Source organism: Williamsia muralis, from assembly GCF_051487485.1.
In the GTDB taxonomy this organism is placed as follows: Bacteria; Actinomycetota; Actinomycetes; order Mycobacteriales; family Mycobacteriaceae; genus Williamsia; species Williamsia muralis_B.
In genome coordinates, this window is the sequence record NZ_JAHVCV010000001.1 from 75593 (window position 1) to 88081 (window position 12489).

Genomic DNA, 12489 nt, shown 5'->3' on the forward strand with positions numbered 1-12489 from the left:
GCATCAGGCGCGTAGAACCCGCGCCCACGGAAGTGCACCACGCCCCCGCCCAAACATGGGCGTGATACACCTGCGCGGGCGCCGCAGAATTCAGGACACGCCAGCAGCCTGGTCGCGCTGCTGGCAGGTGGGCCGACGCGGTATCTCGGCAACATGGCCGCCGGCCGCGCTGTCCACCACAGGCGACCCCGCACCAGCGAACAACACTGTCACGTACAACATCAATTAGGCGCCTGGGTTCAGCAGCAGGTCGGCGTGCGGCATCTGGGACGTCTCCGACTCAGGATCGGGCCTGCAACATTCGCTCGACTGCGGTGACCACCGATTGCCGGTGTGCAGCAACCCCATCACCGTCGGTTGAGTATTCGTCAAGTCCGGTAAGCCCTTTGGGCGACAGCTGCCAGGCTTGCGCGATGGCGTAGATGAAGACCAGGACGTCGACAGCCGACAGTGGTTGAGCCGCATCCGTCGCGACGGCGAGAGCCTTGTCCCGATAAATCTGGCTGGGCTCAGCAGTTGCTTCTGGCCGCTCGAGCTGAGCCCACATGCTCAGCCGAAGTACTTCGGGGAAACGCTGATGATGGTCGAATACATCACCGGCCCAACCGGCAAGGTCTTCAGGGCGCGGCGGGACGTTCTCGGCCATCCGACGTAGCGCCGCCGCCAGGGTCGCGTCGAACAAGCCGCTTTTTCCGCCGTAGTACGCGTAGATCATCCGAACGTTGCAATGCGCTTTAGCAGCGATCCGATCCACTCGGCCACCCGCAAATCCGTGCGCGGAGAACTCGTCGGTTGCCGCAGAGAGGATCCGCTCTCTGGTGGCTTCGGCGTCGCGGGCCATGGTTCTCTCCCTGCTTCGTATTGACGGGCACTACAGTACGAGCTACTTTACAAGTAAGTATTCATTTACTTATCTGACTGGAGGCAACATGCCCCGTATTGCCCTCGTGACCGGCGCCAACCGCGGACTCGGACGCGCGACCGCGCTCGCTCTGGCCAGGAACAAGATCAGGGTTGTCGCGGCTTCGCGGGGCGGTGGGAGCGAGGTCGTGGATGAGATCGTCGAGTTGGGCGGCGAAGCCATCGCAGTCCAGGTGGATGTCGCGGACCTCGCCTCCATCGAGGCGGCACGTGTCGCTGTAATCACCGACATCGAGCGGGAGTGGAACGCCAGCACCATCGACGTGCTGGTCAACAACGCGGGGGTGGGCCTGTTCGCGCCGCTTGGCGCCATCACGGCCGAAGACTTCGACGCCACCTTCGCCGTCAACGTCCGCGGTCCGCTCTTCGTCCTCCAGGCTTTCCTGCCCCACCTGTCGGAAGGAGCAAGCATCGTGAACGTATCGAGTTCGCTCAGCCGACACGTCAGCCCGGCAACCTCTGTCTACGCGGCCTCGAAGAAGGCCCTCGAAGCACTTACCCGCAGCCTCGCTGCCGAACTCGGCCCTCGGAGCATCCGGATCAACTCGATCGCACCCGGCCCCACCGCAACCGACTTCAACGGCGGAGCCATGCGCGACGACGAAGCGATGCGCGCGGGATTGTCCGGACAAACCGCGCTCGGGCGAGTGGGCAACCCAGATGATATCGCAGACGCGATCTCAGCCCTGGTATCCCGTGAGTTCCGTTGGGCGACAGGTGAACGCATCGAAGTGTCCGGCGGTGTGTTGCTGTGACCGGACCGCGGGCCCTCTAGCTCGTCGATCGATTCATACGACGAGTGTGTTCTGCCGACGCCAGATCGCCCAACGACCCTCGCGACGGACAAAGACATACAACGCGTTCATCTCCGGGGCACTGCCGTCGAGCGCGTCCTCCGAGGTGGACCACGCATTCTTGCGAGCAACGATGACGTCTTGGGCCAGCAGCGTGACATCGACCAATTCGTAGTAGGCGGTCGCGTCTCTCAGAAAGCCCGACGCCAGGCCATCTTTCGTGGACTCCTCGATTGCCCGGCGACCTTCGAGAACTGCCCCACGGGCGTTCACGACGACCGCGTCTTCGGCAAGGTGCGAGTTCATCTGAACAGGGTCGTTGTTGTTGAACCCCTCTTGAACATCGGTGATGATTCTTCGGATTGCATTGAGATCAGCAGTCTCTGGCGCCACGACGGGGTCTGATTGTTGAGTCATGACACGACGCTAAGACTTCAAGTGAGCATGAAGTCAACACTCGATCACGCGCGGATGAACGCTCGTGCTGGGGCAGCGGTTGAGTCAACTTCAGATCCGCTGCGCACTCGTGAGCCTCGTCGCCGCTGAGGACCGTAATGAAGTTCTCCGGTTCCGCTTTGGGGCCCCTAGATCCTAGGCATCGCCCGGTCCGCCCGGGCTCCACGTCAGCTGGCCATCGTAATTATGCGGCCACCAACCGGCGGATCCAGAAAACTCGTTGAGCTGAGAGTTTTCGGTGATGCTGATGCGTAGTGCGGTAAGCATGTCGGTCAGCGAGTGCCAACTAGGTCCCGCGGTGTCGGCCTCGTATTTGTCCCACTGCCGAATACACCCGTAGTTGTCCCCCGCCCGCGTATCGCAGTAGAACAGCCAACCATCAGCTCCGCTGATCGGAATGTAGGCCGGCAGGAACACCCCAGCCTCAGCTCCTGCGGGGCCTGTGGCGCCCTCAAGCGAGTAGTACTCGGGATCGTGCGCGATCATCTGCTGGCCGAGCTCAACCATCATGCTGTGCTCGTAGAGCAACCGCTCGAGACCGAAAAGCTCCGATTGAGGCAACAGCTCCCCCAGGTCATCTGCGTCCCGCCCGGCCTGGAGCGAGTAGAACTCCCGCAACTCACCGGGCCACGTCGCCCCTGTCGACGCCTCAGCTCGCTCAATTTCACTCGCCGCCGCAGCAGGACGGAAGGTCAAGGTCCTGGAGGGCGTCTTATGGATCGTCTCGAGCAGCGCAGACCAGTGCGCGGTCACCGACATCTTTGCACCGTAACAACAACTTACGCACCCCGATGCGCTACTCCCCTGACACGTCAGCAGATTCAACCTCCACGACCGCATCTGCGACCGCGGTCAGGGACGCAAACACCTTCGCGTACCGAGCAGCAGCTTCGCCGATGAACTCGTCGAGTCGGGGCAGGTCGTCGATCACGAAATACAGCCCGCGGCCCGGCACCACCGCGCCGAGTTCGGCGAGCAGTGGCAACAGTGTGGTTTGGGGAGCGAGCGAATGCGTGAGATCGCCGCCGGTGAAGAAGGGGATCGCAACCATACCCTGCAGCCCGTCGGTTCCGTAGCGGTCGAGGAACGCTTTGAGCAGACCCGTATAGGACGCCTTGTAAGTTGGCGTCGCAAAGATCACCAGGTCGCTGTCGGCGACAGCGGTGGTCACCGCCTTCAGTCGCTCCGACGACCACTCGAACAATTCAGATGCGTAGTCGGCGAGTTCGACCACCTCGAGGTCGTAGCTGCCCGGAGTCAGCAGCGCCGGCACCAGCGCCTCCGCCACAGTGCGGGTCCGCGACTGCGGTTTGGGGTTTCCGACGACTACAGAGACTTTCACGTGACTCACTCCAGACATGACGGTGCCGGCCGGGTTCGACCGCCGGTGACCTTACGACACGAACAGCCGGTTGCCACGGGTTTGTCTCAGCAAGAGTTTTGTTCTGTTGCTCCCTCAAATCTGCCGTATACGAGGACACCGAGGGCATATTGCCCTCGGAAGGCCGCTATCCGACAGTTTTCAGTGGAAAATCGAGACCCTTGACTTCACCCGTACTTGAAGTTGGACCATCCTTGTCATGAGCACACTTCCGGCACCCGCGGTCACGAACTCATCCGGCATCGACATCGACGCCTACTTTCGGCGCATCCATCACACCGGGCCGTCGACACCGACGATCGAAACACTGCACGCGCTGGTGGCAGCGCACACCCGGACCATCCCGTTCGAGAACATCGATCCCCTGCTCGGCGTGCCCGTCGCCGACCTCAGCGCCGCGGCGTTGACCGACAAGTTGGTACACCGAGGGCGCGGGGGATACTGCTACGAACACAACGGTCTGATGCGATACGTGCTGTCCGAGTTGGGCTTTGAAGTTCAGGCTCTTACCGGTCGCGTGGTGTGGATGCAGGCCGACGACCACTTACCGGCGCGAACTCACCAGGTGTGTGCAGTCACCATTCCGGGCACTGCCGGCAAGTACCTCGTCGACGTCGGCTTCGGGGGCCAGACGTTGTCATCGCCCATCCAGATGGTCACCGACGAAGTGCAGTCGACGCGTCACGAGCCCTACCGGATCCGACGCCGCGATCAGGAGTTGGTGCTCGAAGCGCTGATCCGTGACGAATGGCAGCCGCTGTACCGGTTCACCGAGGACCCGCAGCCGCAGATCGATCTGGAAGTCGGGAGCTGGTACGTCTCGACACATCCGGAGTCGGTCTTTGTGGTCGGTTTGAGCGCGGCTCGGGTCACCGACGACGCACGGTGGAATCTGCGTGGCCGCAACTTGGCGGTACACGGACGCGATGGCTCGTCGACCCGTACCCGTCTCGAATCGGCCGATGAGGTGATCGAGGTGCTGCAACGCGACTTCGGGATCAACCTCGACGGCGTGAACGGCCTCGGAGACCGGGTCGAGGAAGTTCTGGACAGCTAGTCACAAGTCAAGGGCCACAGCGGTATCGAGCGCCGCCTCGATGCTGCGCATCCAACCGTCCTTGAGTGCCGAGTCCTTCTTGTCATACACACTCACGCCCTCGAGAAGGTTGCTCGAGCAGGCGCAGATCATCCCCGCACGCAGACCGCGCAGTTTTGCCACCACAAACAGCGCGGAGCTCTCCATCTCCACGTTGAGAATCCCCATCGCGGTCAGCTGCGCTATCCACTCTGGCCCCTCGGCGTAGAAGGCGTCGTCGGTGGCGTTGATACCCGAATAGACGCCGAATCCGCCCCGCTGCTGCCTCATCGACTCGGCGGTGCGACGCAGTTCGCCGGCGATCCCGATGTCGGGCACCGCCGGAAACCCCGGGTGCACGTAGGCGGCAGTGGTTCCGTCATTACGGAGCGAACCTTCGCTCACAAGAAGGTCACCCGGCTCGATACCCGGCTGCAGTGCGGCCGAGCTGCCCACGCGAATCATGGATGTGACACCCACGCGGGCCAGTTCTTCCACCGCAATCGCCGTGGAGGGACAACCCATTCCGGTCGACGTCGCGGTGATCATCTTCCCGCGATACATGCCCGTCATGGTCCGATGTTCGCGGTTGTGCGCGACCTCGGTGACGTCGGTCAGGAACTCCGCCACAAACGGCACGCGAAATGGATCCCCCGGCAGCAGCGCCACGCTTCCGACCTCACCGGGCGCTATCCCGATGTGGTACTGCCGGGCACCACGCCCCGCGGCGGCCTTGTCGACGATCTGCTCTGACACTGTTTTCCGTCCCGTCCTCAGGAGCGTTCACGCTCCCACAGGGCACGGGGCCTCGCCACTCGAAGCGGGTCTCGACAGATCAACTGGCAGATGAAACCACTAGCGATCGCGAAACCCGAAACAAAGGGCGCTAGCGTAAGGGAATGCCCGCTCCCGAAACGCTCGCCGACCGCTATGAACTGCGCGGTCTGCTCGGCCACGGCGGCATGGGTGACGTGTACGACGGGTGGGATCTGCGACTCGGACGTCCGGTGGCGGTGAAAGTGCTGCGCTCGGATCTGGCCGCAGCCGCCGATATCCGGCTGCGATTCGAGAGTGAAGCGCGTACTGCTGCCACCATCAACCATCCGAATGTGGTGGCCGTGTACGACAGCGGCGAGGACGGTGGCCGCCCGTTCATCGTCATGGAGCGACTACCGGGTCGCACGCTCGCCGACGAGATCGCCGAGGCTCCCGTGACCCCGGACCGGGTCCGAGTGGTGCTCGCCGACGTGCTGTCCGCCCTCGGTGCCGCGCACGCCGCCGGAGTCCTGCACCGCGACATCAAGCCGGGAAACGTGCTGTTCAGTACGGCGGGCGCCGTGAAGGTCACCGACTTCGGCATCGCAAAGACCGCTGAGTCGAACCAGACCGCAACCGGCGAAGTGCTGGGAACCGTGGCCTATCTGAGTCCTGATCGGATCGAGGGCAAACCGGCAGGTGTCACCGACGATCTGTACGCAGTCGGCGTCATGGGCTACGAGATGGTTGCCGGGTTCCGTCCGTTCGCCGGCGACAACATCTTGTCGGTGGCGCGGGCCATCTTGCAGCACGACGCGACTCCGCTTCGCGCGCTGTTGCCCTCTGCCGATCCGATGCTCGTCGGAACGATCGAACGTGCGATGGCACCGGACCCTGTTGCACGCTTCCCCGATGCCGAGAGCATGCGGCGAGCCTTGCTGGTTGGACCGATGCATCCCCCCACTGCGCCACCGGTGCCCGCGGCCGTTCCGCCGGCGACCCGGGCGTTCACCTCGCCCATCCCGCCATCTGCTGCCTACGTGGCACAAGCGGCACCAGCACCCGCGTCGCGGTCTCGGCGTCGACCGCTGGTGGTAGCAGCGATCGTCGCTGCGATTGTCGCGGTGGTGGCCGGGGTCCTCGCGGTGTCACTCGGGTCCGATTCCTCCGATGCCCCGGCGACCACACCGGGCACCACCAGCGTCTCGACCTCGAGCGCTCCGCAACTCGCGCCGGCACCGGTGACCACGGCAACAGAGCCCACCACCACGAACACGCCTCAACCCATCGCGCCGCCTCCCACCGTTCCTCCGGCGCCACCGATCACCGGCGACGAGAAGCAGAAAGAAAAAGAAAAGGAGAAAGAGAAGGAAGAGGGCAACGGTAACGGCAACGGCGAGAAGAAGAACGACAACTGAGCGCGTCCCACGCGGCCACCTCGTTCCAACCTGATCTCACCTCGGCGGTCGCTTTCGGGACCCCGGTGCCGATGCGCTGTCCGGTTAGCTGGGTTCACTGAAGGCCTCATCTATTCAGGCGTGCACGGGTAGCATCAAGGCTGAATTCGGCCATCCGAACCGTCCCGATACGGGGGGTTGTCAAGTGCGCCAACTCCTCCTGTGGTGGCGGCAGCCAGACCACTTTGACTGGCTCTCTGACTATTTGGCCGCCCGCAGCCTGACGTCGGCGACCAGATACGTCCTTGCGGCGATCTTGTCCATGCTGGCGGTGGCGACATTCTTGATGATGTTGAGTCCCTCGGGTCCACAGAACACGTCCCAAAAAATCGTGTCCATCGCCGTGATGGTCGGTCTATCCGCGATCGCCGCCGGCTACGCGTGGCGTTGGCCGACGCGCAGGCAGTCACAGCTCGTATCGGTCGCAGGAACGCTTTTCATCGCGGCGGCCTGTCTGGCTGACTCCGATCCGCGTGCAGGCATGCTCGGATGCACGGCGTTCATCGGTCTTGCGGGCTATATCGGCTTCTTCCACTGTGCTCGCTACCTGTCGCTCACGCTGGCCATCTCGCTGGTGACCGCCATCATCTGCGCTGTCCGGATCGCGGTCGCCGGCGATCCTGCCATGGCGCTGTCGAAGCTACTGGTGATGGGCGGCGGCATCCTTGCGGTGCCATTCTGTGGTCAGGTACTCGTTCACTGGCTGTCTGTCGACGCACTCAAGTCGTCCACCGACGCTCTGACCGGCCTGCGCAACCGTCGCGGTTTTCTTCGTGCCGCGTCCGATCTCATCACCGGCGCTGCCGGTGATCCCGAGAGAACCATCACCGTCGTGATGATCGACCTGGACGCCTTCAAGGCGGTCAACGACGCCTACGGCCACGCCGTCGGCGACATGACCCTGATCGCCGTCGCCGACAGCTTGCGTAGAGCCAGTCCCGAGGACGCGGTCGTGGGCCGCATCGGCGGCGAAGAGTTCCTGGTAGCCGAGATCACGCCAGCCGGCAAAGCTGACGACACCGCCGAACGCCTCCGCACAGCTATCGCCACGATGTCGTGGAATGTGACAGCCAGCCTCGGCGTCTCGAGTATCGGCCTCGTCGAGGTCACCGGTAACACCCGCGAGCTCATCAGCGGTCTGATCGCAGCAGCCGACACCGCAATGTACGAGGCAAAACGCGCCGGAGGCAACCAGATCAGTCACGCCGACGCGCCGATTCACTGACTACCTGCATACCGATCCGGCCTCACCCCAAGGGCTGAACTCACTCATCACTTGCCTTCCGGTCAGCCTTTGCCGATGCCCCGGCAAGCGAACATGTCACCGACCTCGACTTCCAGAACTCGCGTTGCCGAACCCTGGCCACCGACTCCTCGGACGGGGTCTTGTTGTGGGCCAACGCGTTGGCCGCGTCCACCCCTGCCGCGAACTCTCTGAGTGCTCGCCAAAATCGTTGCATCACAGTCACGTTCTTTTTGTCCATGTACCAAGGGTGGCGGACATGGCCGACAACAAGAAGTGGCACTGATGCCGATCTTCGTTAAGATAGTGCCATGTCTTCGCAGCGATCCCGTCCGGAGTCAGCACGCACCGTGGCCATCCTCGCCTATGACGGGATGACCGCTTTCGAAATGGGTATCGCCGCCGAGATATTCGGCCTGTCCGAGCTGTCCGAGTCATTCTGGCCGGGCATGGTGCGACCCTGGTACTCGGTGCAACTGTGCACGGAGACAGCCGATCCGGTGAGAGTTGTGGGCGGGGCGACCCTGAAAGCAGCATTCGGACTCGAAGAACTCGCCGCAGCACACACGGTGATCATCCCCAGCATCCGCGACATACACGCCCCCATCTCTCCCGATGTCATCTCCGCAGTCCGGGAAGCCGCGGGGCGGGGGGCACGTCTGGTCTCCATCTGTTCGGGCGCTTTCGTGCTGGCCGCCGCCGGGGTGCTGGACGGGCGGCGGGCGACCACCCACTGGCGTTACGCAGAGCAGCTCCAGCAGCGCCATCCGGACATCGAGGTGGACCGCCTACCCCTCTACATCGACGAAGGCGACGTGCTCACCAGCGCAGGTTGCTCGGCCGGGCTTGATCTGTGCCTGCACATCGTGCGCAATGACCACGGTCCCTCCGTGGCGAACGAAGTGGCGCGAAGCCTCGTGATCGCGCCGCATCGTTCGGGCGGACAGGCCCAATTCATCGAGAACCCGCTCCCCGCAGTCCAGGAGGATACCGCCATCGCCGACAGCATGGCCTGGGCGCTCGCACACATCGACCGCCCGCTGAGCCTGGACGACCTTGCCGCCCAGTGCAATATGTCGAGGCGCAGCTATCTGCGCCAGTTCACCAAGACAACCGGCACCACACCGATCAAGTGGCTGATCGCCCGCCGGATCGATGTGAGCCTGGAACTGCTGGAAACATCATCCGAACCCGTGGAACGCGTTGCCGCGCTGGTGGGATTCGCGTCCGTTGTGACATTTCGACATCACTTCACCCGGTTGATGAACACCACGCCAAGCCAGTATCGGGCGACCTTCCGCGCCGGATGATCAACGCACCACCCTCATGGTCTCCAGGGATTTGTCGATGGCGTCGGGAAGATTCATGCCTGCGGCCTTGCCGGTTTGCAGGTACTCGACCACCTCAGCGTTGATCCGCTCGCCGGGCACCACCACCGGTATGCCCGGCGGGTAGGGCGTGATCTGCTCCGCCGCAATGCGTCCGACTGCCTCGTCGGCCGGTATGGATACCACGTCGCCGAAGAAGGCATCGCGTGGCAACATCACGGTTTCCAGTTCCAGCTGCGGCGGATCCGCCTGAAACACGTTGTGCGGCTGCGGCATCGATGGTGCGGCTTCGCTCAGCTGACGAAGCGCGGAGAGCAGCCTGCCGGCGGTCTGTTCGGTGTCCGCCATGGAGAACGTGGCCAGTATGCGCCGGTGGTCACTGAGGCCCACATCAATTCGGCAGTGCTCGCGTAGCCAGTCCGCGCTCTGATATCCGCTGATACCCAGATCGTCGACGTCGATGAGCACCTGCAGTTCATCAAGATCGTGTGAAGCCTCCTCCGCCACCAGCCGCTCGTGCATCACGGACAGACCGTCGATCTCCTGGATTTGCTTGCGAACGCCCCTCACCAGATGCAACGCGCTGTCGAGCATCCGTTCACCCGAGGCCACCATGTGCCGCCGCCACCCGTCGAGGGCCGCGTAGATCAGGACGTTCGGACTTGTTGTCATCAGCAGGTCGGCGCATGCCGAGAGCTGGGCCCGGTCCACCAGGTCGCCCTGCACGTGGAACACCGATCCCTGCTCGAATCCAGCCCCCATCTTGTGCACGCTGACCACACAGATGTCGGCACCGGCGTCCATCGCCCAAGTCGGCAGTTCCGCGTGGAAGGGCAGGTGCGCGCCCCACGCTTCGTCGATGATCAGCGGCTTGCCGTACTCGTGACACACCTCCGCTATCCCGGCGATGTCCGCACAGGTGCCGTATGGCGTCGGGGACACGATCAACGCTCCGGCGGCATCGGGGTGACGTTGCCACGCCTCGCGGACCGCCGCAGGCGACGGCGGATGCGTGATGTGCAGTTCTTCGTCCCACCTCGGACGAATCCACCGTGGCTGCAGACCCGAGAAGATGAGCCCGGCGACAATCGACTTGTGAGCATCGCGGGTGACCAGGAGCTCTCCCCTGGCGCCGCCGTGACGGCCATCATCGCCGCTTTGACCGACAGGGAACTCCCACAGGTGGAGAAGAATGCATCGTCGGCGCCGACAGCCTCTGCCATCAACGACTCCGCGTCCCGCAGGTAGCCGTTGCTGGACGAACGATCATCGAGTCCGCCCGAGGCCAGGACATCCGCGCGGAATGCGTCCGCCCCGATGACCGACTTCGTGCGTTCGTCGATGGCTGCTCCCTGCCGGTGTCCCGGTGGGGTGAAGCCGTATCGGCCGGCGTTGTGATAATCCGCCAGTGCCTCGACCAGTGGTGCGCGAGATTGGTTCATCACATCCTCCTGTCCAGAGATCGGCTGAATCACCGCAAGGTGTCTGCGTCCAGGGTGCGCGCCGCGACATGCTCGACAACCGCCAGAGCGCCGCACCGCTGGAATACTTGGCGCTGCTGCATCGCGCCGTTCCCACGGCGGAAGAGAGTGTTCAGCGCGTCATCCACGGCCGCGCGCTCACCCAGGGCGTCGAGGGCGGGGCCGATGTGGGCGAGCATCCTGCCCACGGCGACGCGCGTCGAAACCATACTCCCGGAGAGCAGATCTGGACACTCGCCGGTCAGACCGTCGCGTGCTGCGCGCCATTTTGCTACGCGAATGTCGTCGGAACTGATCGCCCTCGCGGCGGCGGGTGGACCATCAGCGAGGGCCGTCATCACCAGCGCACGCACCAGGGTTGCGTACAGAACTGTCTCGTCCACTGTCGCGGGAACATCACTGACGCGGACCTCGACGGTCGGAAAGTTGCTGGAAGGCCGCACATCCCAGTAGATCATCCCCTCGTCGAGCGCAGCGCCCACCTCGAGGAGCCGCGCTATGGCGGCGTCGTACTCGTCCTCCGATTCGAGATGAGGAGGAGCCCCTGCGCTCGGCCATCGCGACCAGAGCATGGTCCGCCAGCTGCTGTACCCACTGTCCGATGATCGGTGGATGGCCGAATTGGCTGTCAGCGCAACCAAAACGGGCAACCACGGGCGCAACGAGTTGCTCACCTCGATTGCACGTGCGCGGTCCGGCACCGCCACGTGTACATGGCACCCGCACACGCCTTGCTCGGCAGCGATGAGGCCGAAGTTTTGTGCGATGCGCTGGTAGCGGTCGGTTTTCGATACCGGCTGACGTTCTCCGACGATCGGCGGCACGCCCGCCGCTAGCACTCGGCCGCCCATCTCCCGAGCCGCGGCACCGGCTTTGCTCCGGCTCTCCACGAGGTGCTGCCTGAGGTCGGACATGGAGTCGAGTATCGGCGTGGCGGTTTCGATCTGGCACGGCGTGAGTTCGAGATCCAGGTCGAGTCCCAGCGTTTTCGCGACGTGGGCAACCGCGGCGCTTTCCATGAACGGTTCACCTGTCGCTTCCTCGACGAGCAGCAACTCCTCTTCGACACCGAACGTGGGAACATCCAAACCCGTACTGGCCACCACACACCTCCTCAGGTCCCCCGACCGATCCCACCCGACGCCGGCATCCGACTCGACCTACGCCGCAGTGGGAAAGTACCTCCGCGTCGATCGCGGCAAACGGCCGGCAGCTGATGGTTTCGGGGAGCGCTCGCAGGGGTATTCACCTCCCGAAGGACTGATGTCAACCAGGAGGACGACATGGATCAGCGCACAAAAGACGAAACCCGCAACAAGCTCTCCCTACCAGTCGGCTGGTCGGGCTTCGTGGCCATCGCAGGCGGTGCCGCCTGCGTGGCGATGGCGATCCTGACACTTGCCGGCGGTCACATGATCGCAGCGGTCATCCTCGGCCTGGGAGCAGTGCTGCTGTTCGCGTGGGGCTTCTTCGCCTACCGCGCGACCGACAGCCTCAAGGACAACCACGTCTCAGAGCTCAAGGCTCGCCGCGACCGAGTGCGCTATCGCGCAAAGTACCCGCGAAAGAACCGCTGAACTCTCAGCATCGGGGGTCG

14 protein-coding genes and 1 pseudogene are annotated in these 12489 nt (G+C 63.8%); 6 read left to right on the forward strand and 9 right to left on the reverse strand.

The features are described 5' to 3' along the window. Positions 1-280: 280 nt before the first annotated feature. Positions 281-841, reverse strand: a complete 561-nt coding sequence (locus tag KXR83_RS00400; RefSeq protein WP_437423084.1) for a TetR family transcriptional regulator — start codon at positions 839-841, stop codon at positions 281-283. An 88-nt stretch (positions 842-929) separates the two neighbouring features. Here KXR83_RS00400 and KXR83_RS00405 point away from each other — a divergent pair, with 88 nt between their 5' ends. After that, positions 930-1676, forward strand: a complete 747-nt coding sequence (locus KXR83_RS00405; RefSeq protein ID WP_437423085.1) for an SDR family NAD(P)-dependent oxidoreductase — start codon at positions 930-932, stop codon at positions 1674-1676. A gap of 33 nt (positions 1677-1709) precedes the next feature. Here KXR83_RS00405 and KXR83_RS00410 read toward each other — a convergent pair whose 3' ends face one another. The 3 genes from KXR83_RS00410 to KXR83_RS00420 form a co-directional block, all read right to left on the reverse strand. Beyond that, positions 1710-2132 (reverse strand): SgcJ/EcaC family oxidoreductase, encoded by a 423-nt coding sequence (locus tag KXR83_RS00410; protein ID WP_437423086.1) that lies wholly within the window; start codon positions 2130-2132, stop codon positions 1710-1712. Positions 2133-2306: 174 nt separating this feature from the next. Next, positions 2307-2930, reverse strand: a complete 624-nt coding sequence (locus KXR83_RS00415) for an SMI1/KNR4 family protein (RefSeq protein ID WP_437423087.1) — start codon at positions 2928-2930, stop codon at positions 2307-2309. A 37-nt stretch (positions 2931-2967) separates the two neighbouring features. Further along, entirely contained in the window at positions 2968-3513 is a 546-nt protein-coding gene (locus KXR83_RS00420; protein WP_437423088.1) for an NADPH-dependent FMN reductase, read from the reverse strand. A gap of 238 nt (positions 3514-3751) precedes the next feature. Here KXR83_RS00420 and KXR83_RS00425 point away from each other — a divergent pair, with 238 nt between their 5' ends. Next, on the forward strand, positions 3752-4609 hold the full coding sequence (locus KXR83_RS00425; RefSeq protein WP_437423089.1) for an arylamine N-acetyltransferase family protein: 858 nt from the start codon (positions 3752-3754) through the stop codon (positions 4607-4609). On the opposite strand, the gene KXR83_RS00430 is transcribed toward KXR83_RS00425, so the two are convergent. After that, positions 4610-5383 carry a nucleoside phosphorylase gene (locus KXR83_RS00430; protein WP_437423090.1) on the reverse strand — a complete coding sequence of 258 codons (774 nt, stop codon included), beginning with the start codon at positions 5381-5383 and terminating at the stop codon, positions 4610-4612. A gap of 143 nt (positions 5384-5526) precedes the next feature. On the opposite strand from KXR83_RS00430, the gene KXR83_RS00435 reads away from it, so the two are divergent. Beyond that, positions 5527-6801 carry a serine/threonine-protein kinase gene (locus tag KXR83_RS00435; RefSeq protein ID WP_437423091.1) on the forward strand — a complete coding sequence of 425 codons (1275 nt, stop codon included), beginning with the start codon at positions 5527-5529 and terminating at the stop codon, positions 6799-6801. Between the two features lie 240 nt (positions 6802-7041). Here KXR83_RS00435 and KXR83_RS00440 read toward each other — a convergent pair whose 3' ends face one another. Beyond that, positions 7042-7179, reverse strand: a complete 138-nt coding sequence (locus KXR83_RS00440; protein ID WP_437423092.1) for a hypothetical protein — start codon at positions 7177-7179, stop codon at positions 7042-7044. On the opposite strand from KXR83_RS00440, the gene KXR83_RS00445 reads away from it, so the two are divergent. After that, complete coding sequence (locus KXR83_RS00445; protein ID WP_437423093.1) at positions 7172-8065, forward strand: GGDEF domain-containing protein; 894 nt, start codon at positions 7172-7174, stop codon at positions 8063-8065. The two genes, KXR83_RS00440 and KXR83_RS00445, sit on opposite strands and share 8 nt — an antisense overlap. Positions 8066-8105: 40 nt before the next feature. Here KXR83_RS00445 and KXR83_RS00450 read toward each other — a convergent pair whose 3' ends face one another. Continuing rightward, on the reverse strand, positions 8106-8324 hold the full coding sequence (locus tag KXR83_RS00450; RefSeq protein WP_437423094.1) for a hypothetical protein: 219 nt from the start codon (positions 8322-8324) through the stop codon (positions 8106-8108). Between the two features lie 70 nt (positions 8325-8394). On the opposite strand from KXR83_RS00450, the gene KXR83_RS00455 reads away from it, so the two are divergent. Next, positions 8395-9393, forward strand: a complete 999-nt coding sequence (locus KXR83_RS00455; protein ID WP_437423095.1) for a helix-turn-helix domain-containing protein — start codon at positions 8395-8397, stop codon at positions 9391-9393. Here KXR83_RS00455 and KXR83_RS00460 read toward each other — a convergent pair. Both KXR83_RS00460 and KXR83_RS00465 read right to left on the reverse strand, forming a co-directional pair. Continuing rightward, a pseudogene (locus KXR83_RS00460) lies at positions 9394-10853 on the reverse strand (aminotransferase class I/II-fold pyridoxal phosphate-dependent enzyme). 29 nt (positions 10854-10882) lie between these two features. After that, positions 10883-11995, reverse strand: coding sequence for a carboxylate-amine ligase (locus KXR83_RS00465; protein ID WP_437423096.1), 1113 nt, complete (start codon positions 11993-11995; stop codon positions 10883-10885). Between the two features lie 180 nt (positions 11996-12175). Between KXR83_RS00465 and KXR83_RS00470 the strand changes: the two genes are divergently transcribed. After that, complete coding sequence (locus KXR83_RS00470; RefSeq protein ID WP_437423097.1) at positions 12176-12469, forward strand: hypothetical protein; 294 nt, start codon at positions 12176-12178, stop codon at positions 12467-12469. Positions 12470-12489: the final 20 nt, after the last annotated feature.

Excerpts from the sequence above, each read along its gene's own strand:
- KXR83_RS00400 (WP_437423084.1), bottom strand. The coding sequence starts at position 841 with ATGGCCCGCGACGCCGAAGCCACCAGAGAGCGGATCCTCTCTGCGGCA.
- KXR83_RS00405 (WP_437423085.1), top strand. The coding sequence starts at position 930 with ATGCCCCGTATTGCCCTCGTGACCGGCGCCAACCGCGGACTCGGACGC.
- KXR83_RS00410 (WP_437423086.1), bottom strand. The coding sequence starts at position 2,132 with ATGACTCAACAATCAGACCCCGTCGTGGCGCCAGAGACTGCTGATCTC.
- KXR83_RS00415 (WP_437423087.1), bottom strand. The coding sequence starts at position 2,930 with ATGTCGGTGACCGCGCACTGGTCTGCGCTGCTCGAGACGATCCATAAG.
- KXR83_RS00425 (WP_437423089.1), top strand. The coding sequence starts at position 3,752 with ATGAGCACACTTCCGGCACCCGCGGTCACGAACTCATCCGGCATCGAC.
- KXR83_RS00435 (WP_437423091.1), top strand. The coding sequence starts at position 5,527 with ATGCCCGCTCCCGAAACGCTCGCCGACCGCTATGAACTGCGCGGTCTG.
- KXR83_RS00440 (WP_437423092.1), bottom strand. The coding sequence starts at position 7,179 with ATGGACACGATTTTTTGGGACGTGTTCTGTGGACCCGAGGGACTCAAC.
- KXR83_RS00450 (WP_437423094.1), bottom strand. The coding sequence starts at position 8,324 with ATGGACAAAAAGAACGTGACTGTGATGCAACGATTTTGGCGAGCACTC.
- KXR83_RS00455 (WP_437423095.1), top strand. The coding sequence starts at position 8,395 with ATGTCTTCGCAGCGATCCCGTCCGGAGTCAGCACGCACCGTGGCCATC.
- KXR83_RS00470 (WP_437423097.1), top strand. The coding sequence starts at position 12,176 with ATGGATCAGCGCACAAAAGACGAAACCCGCAACAAGCTCTCCCTACCA.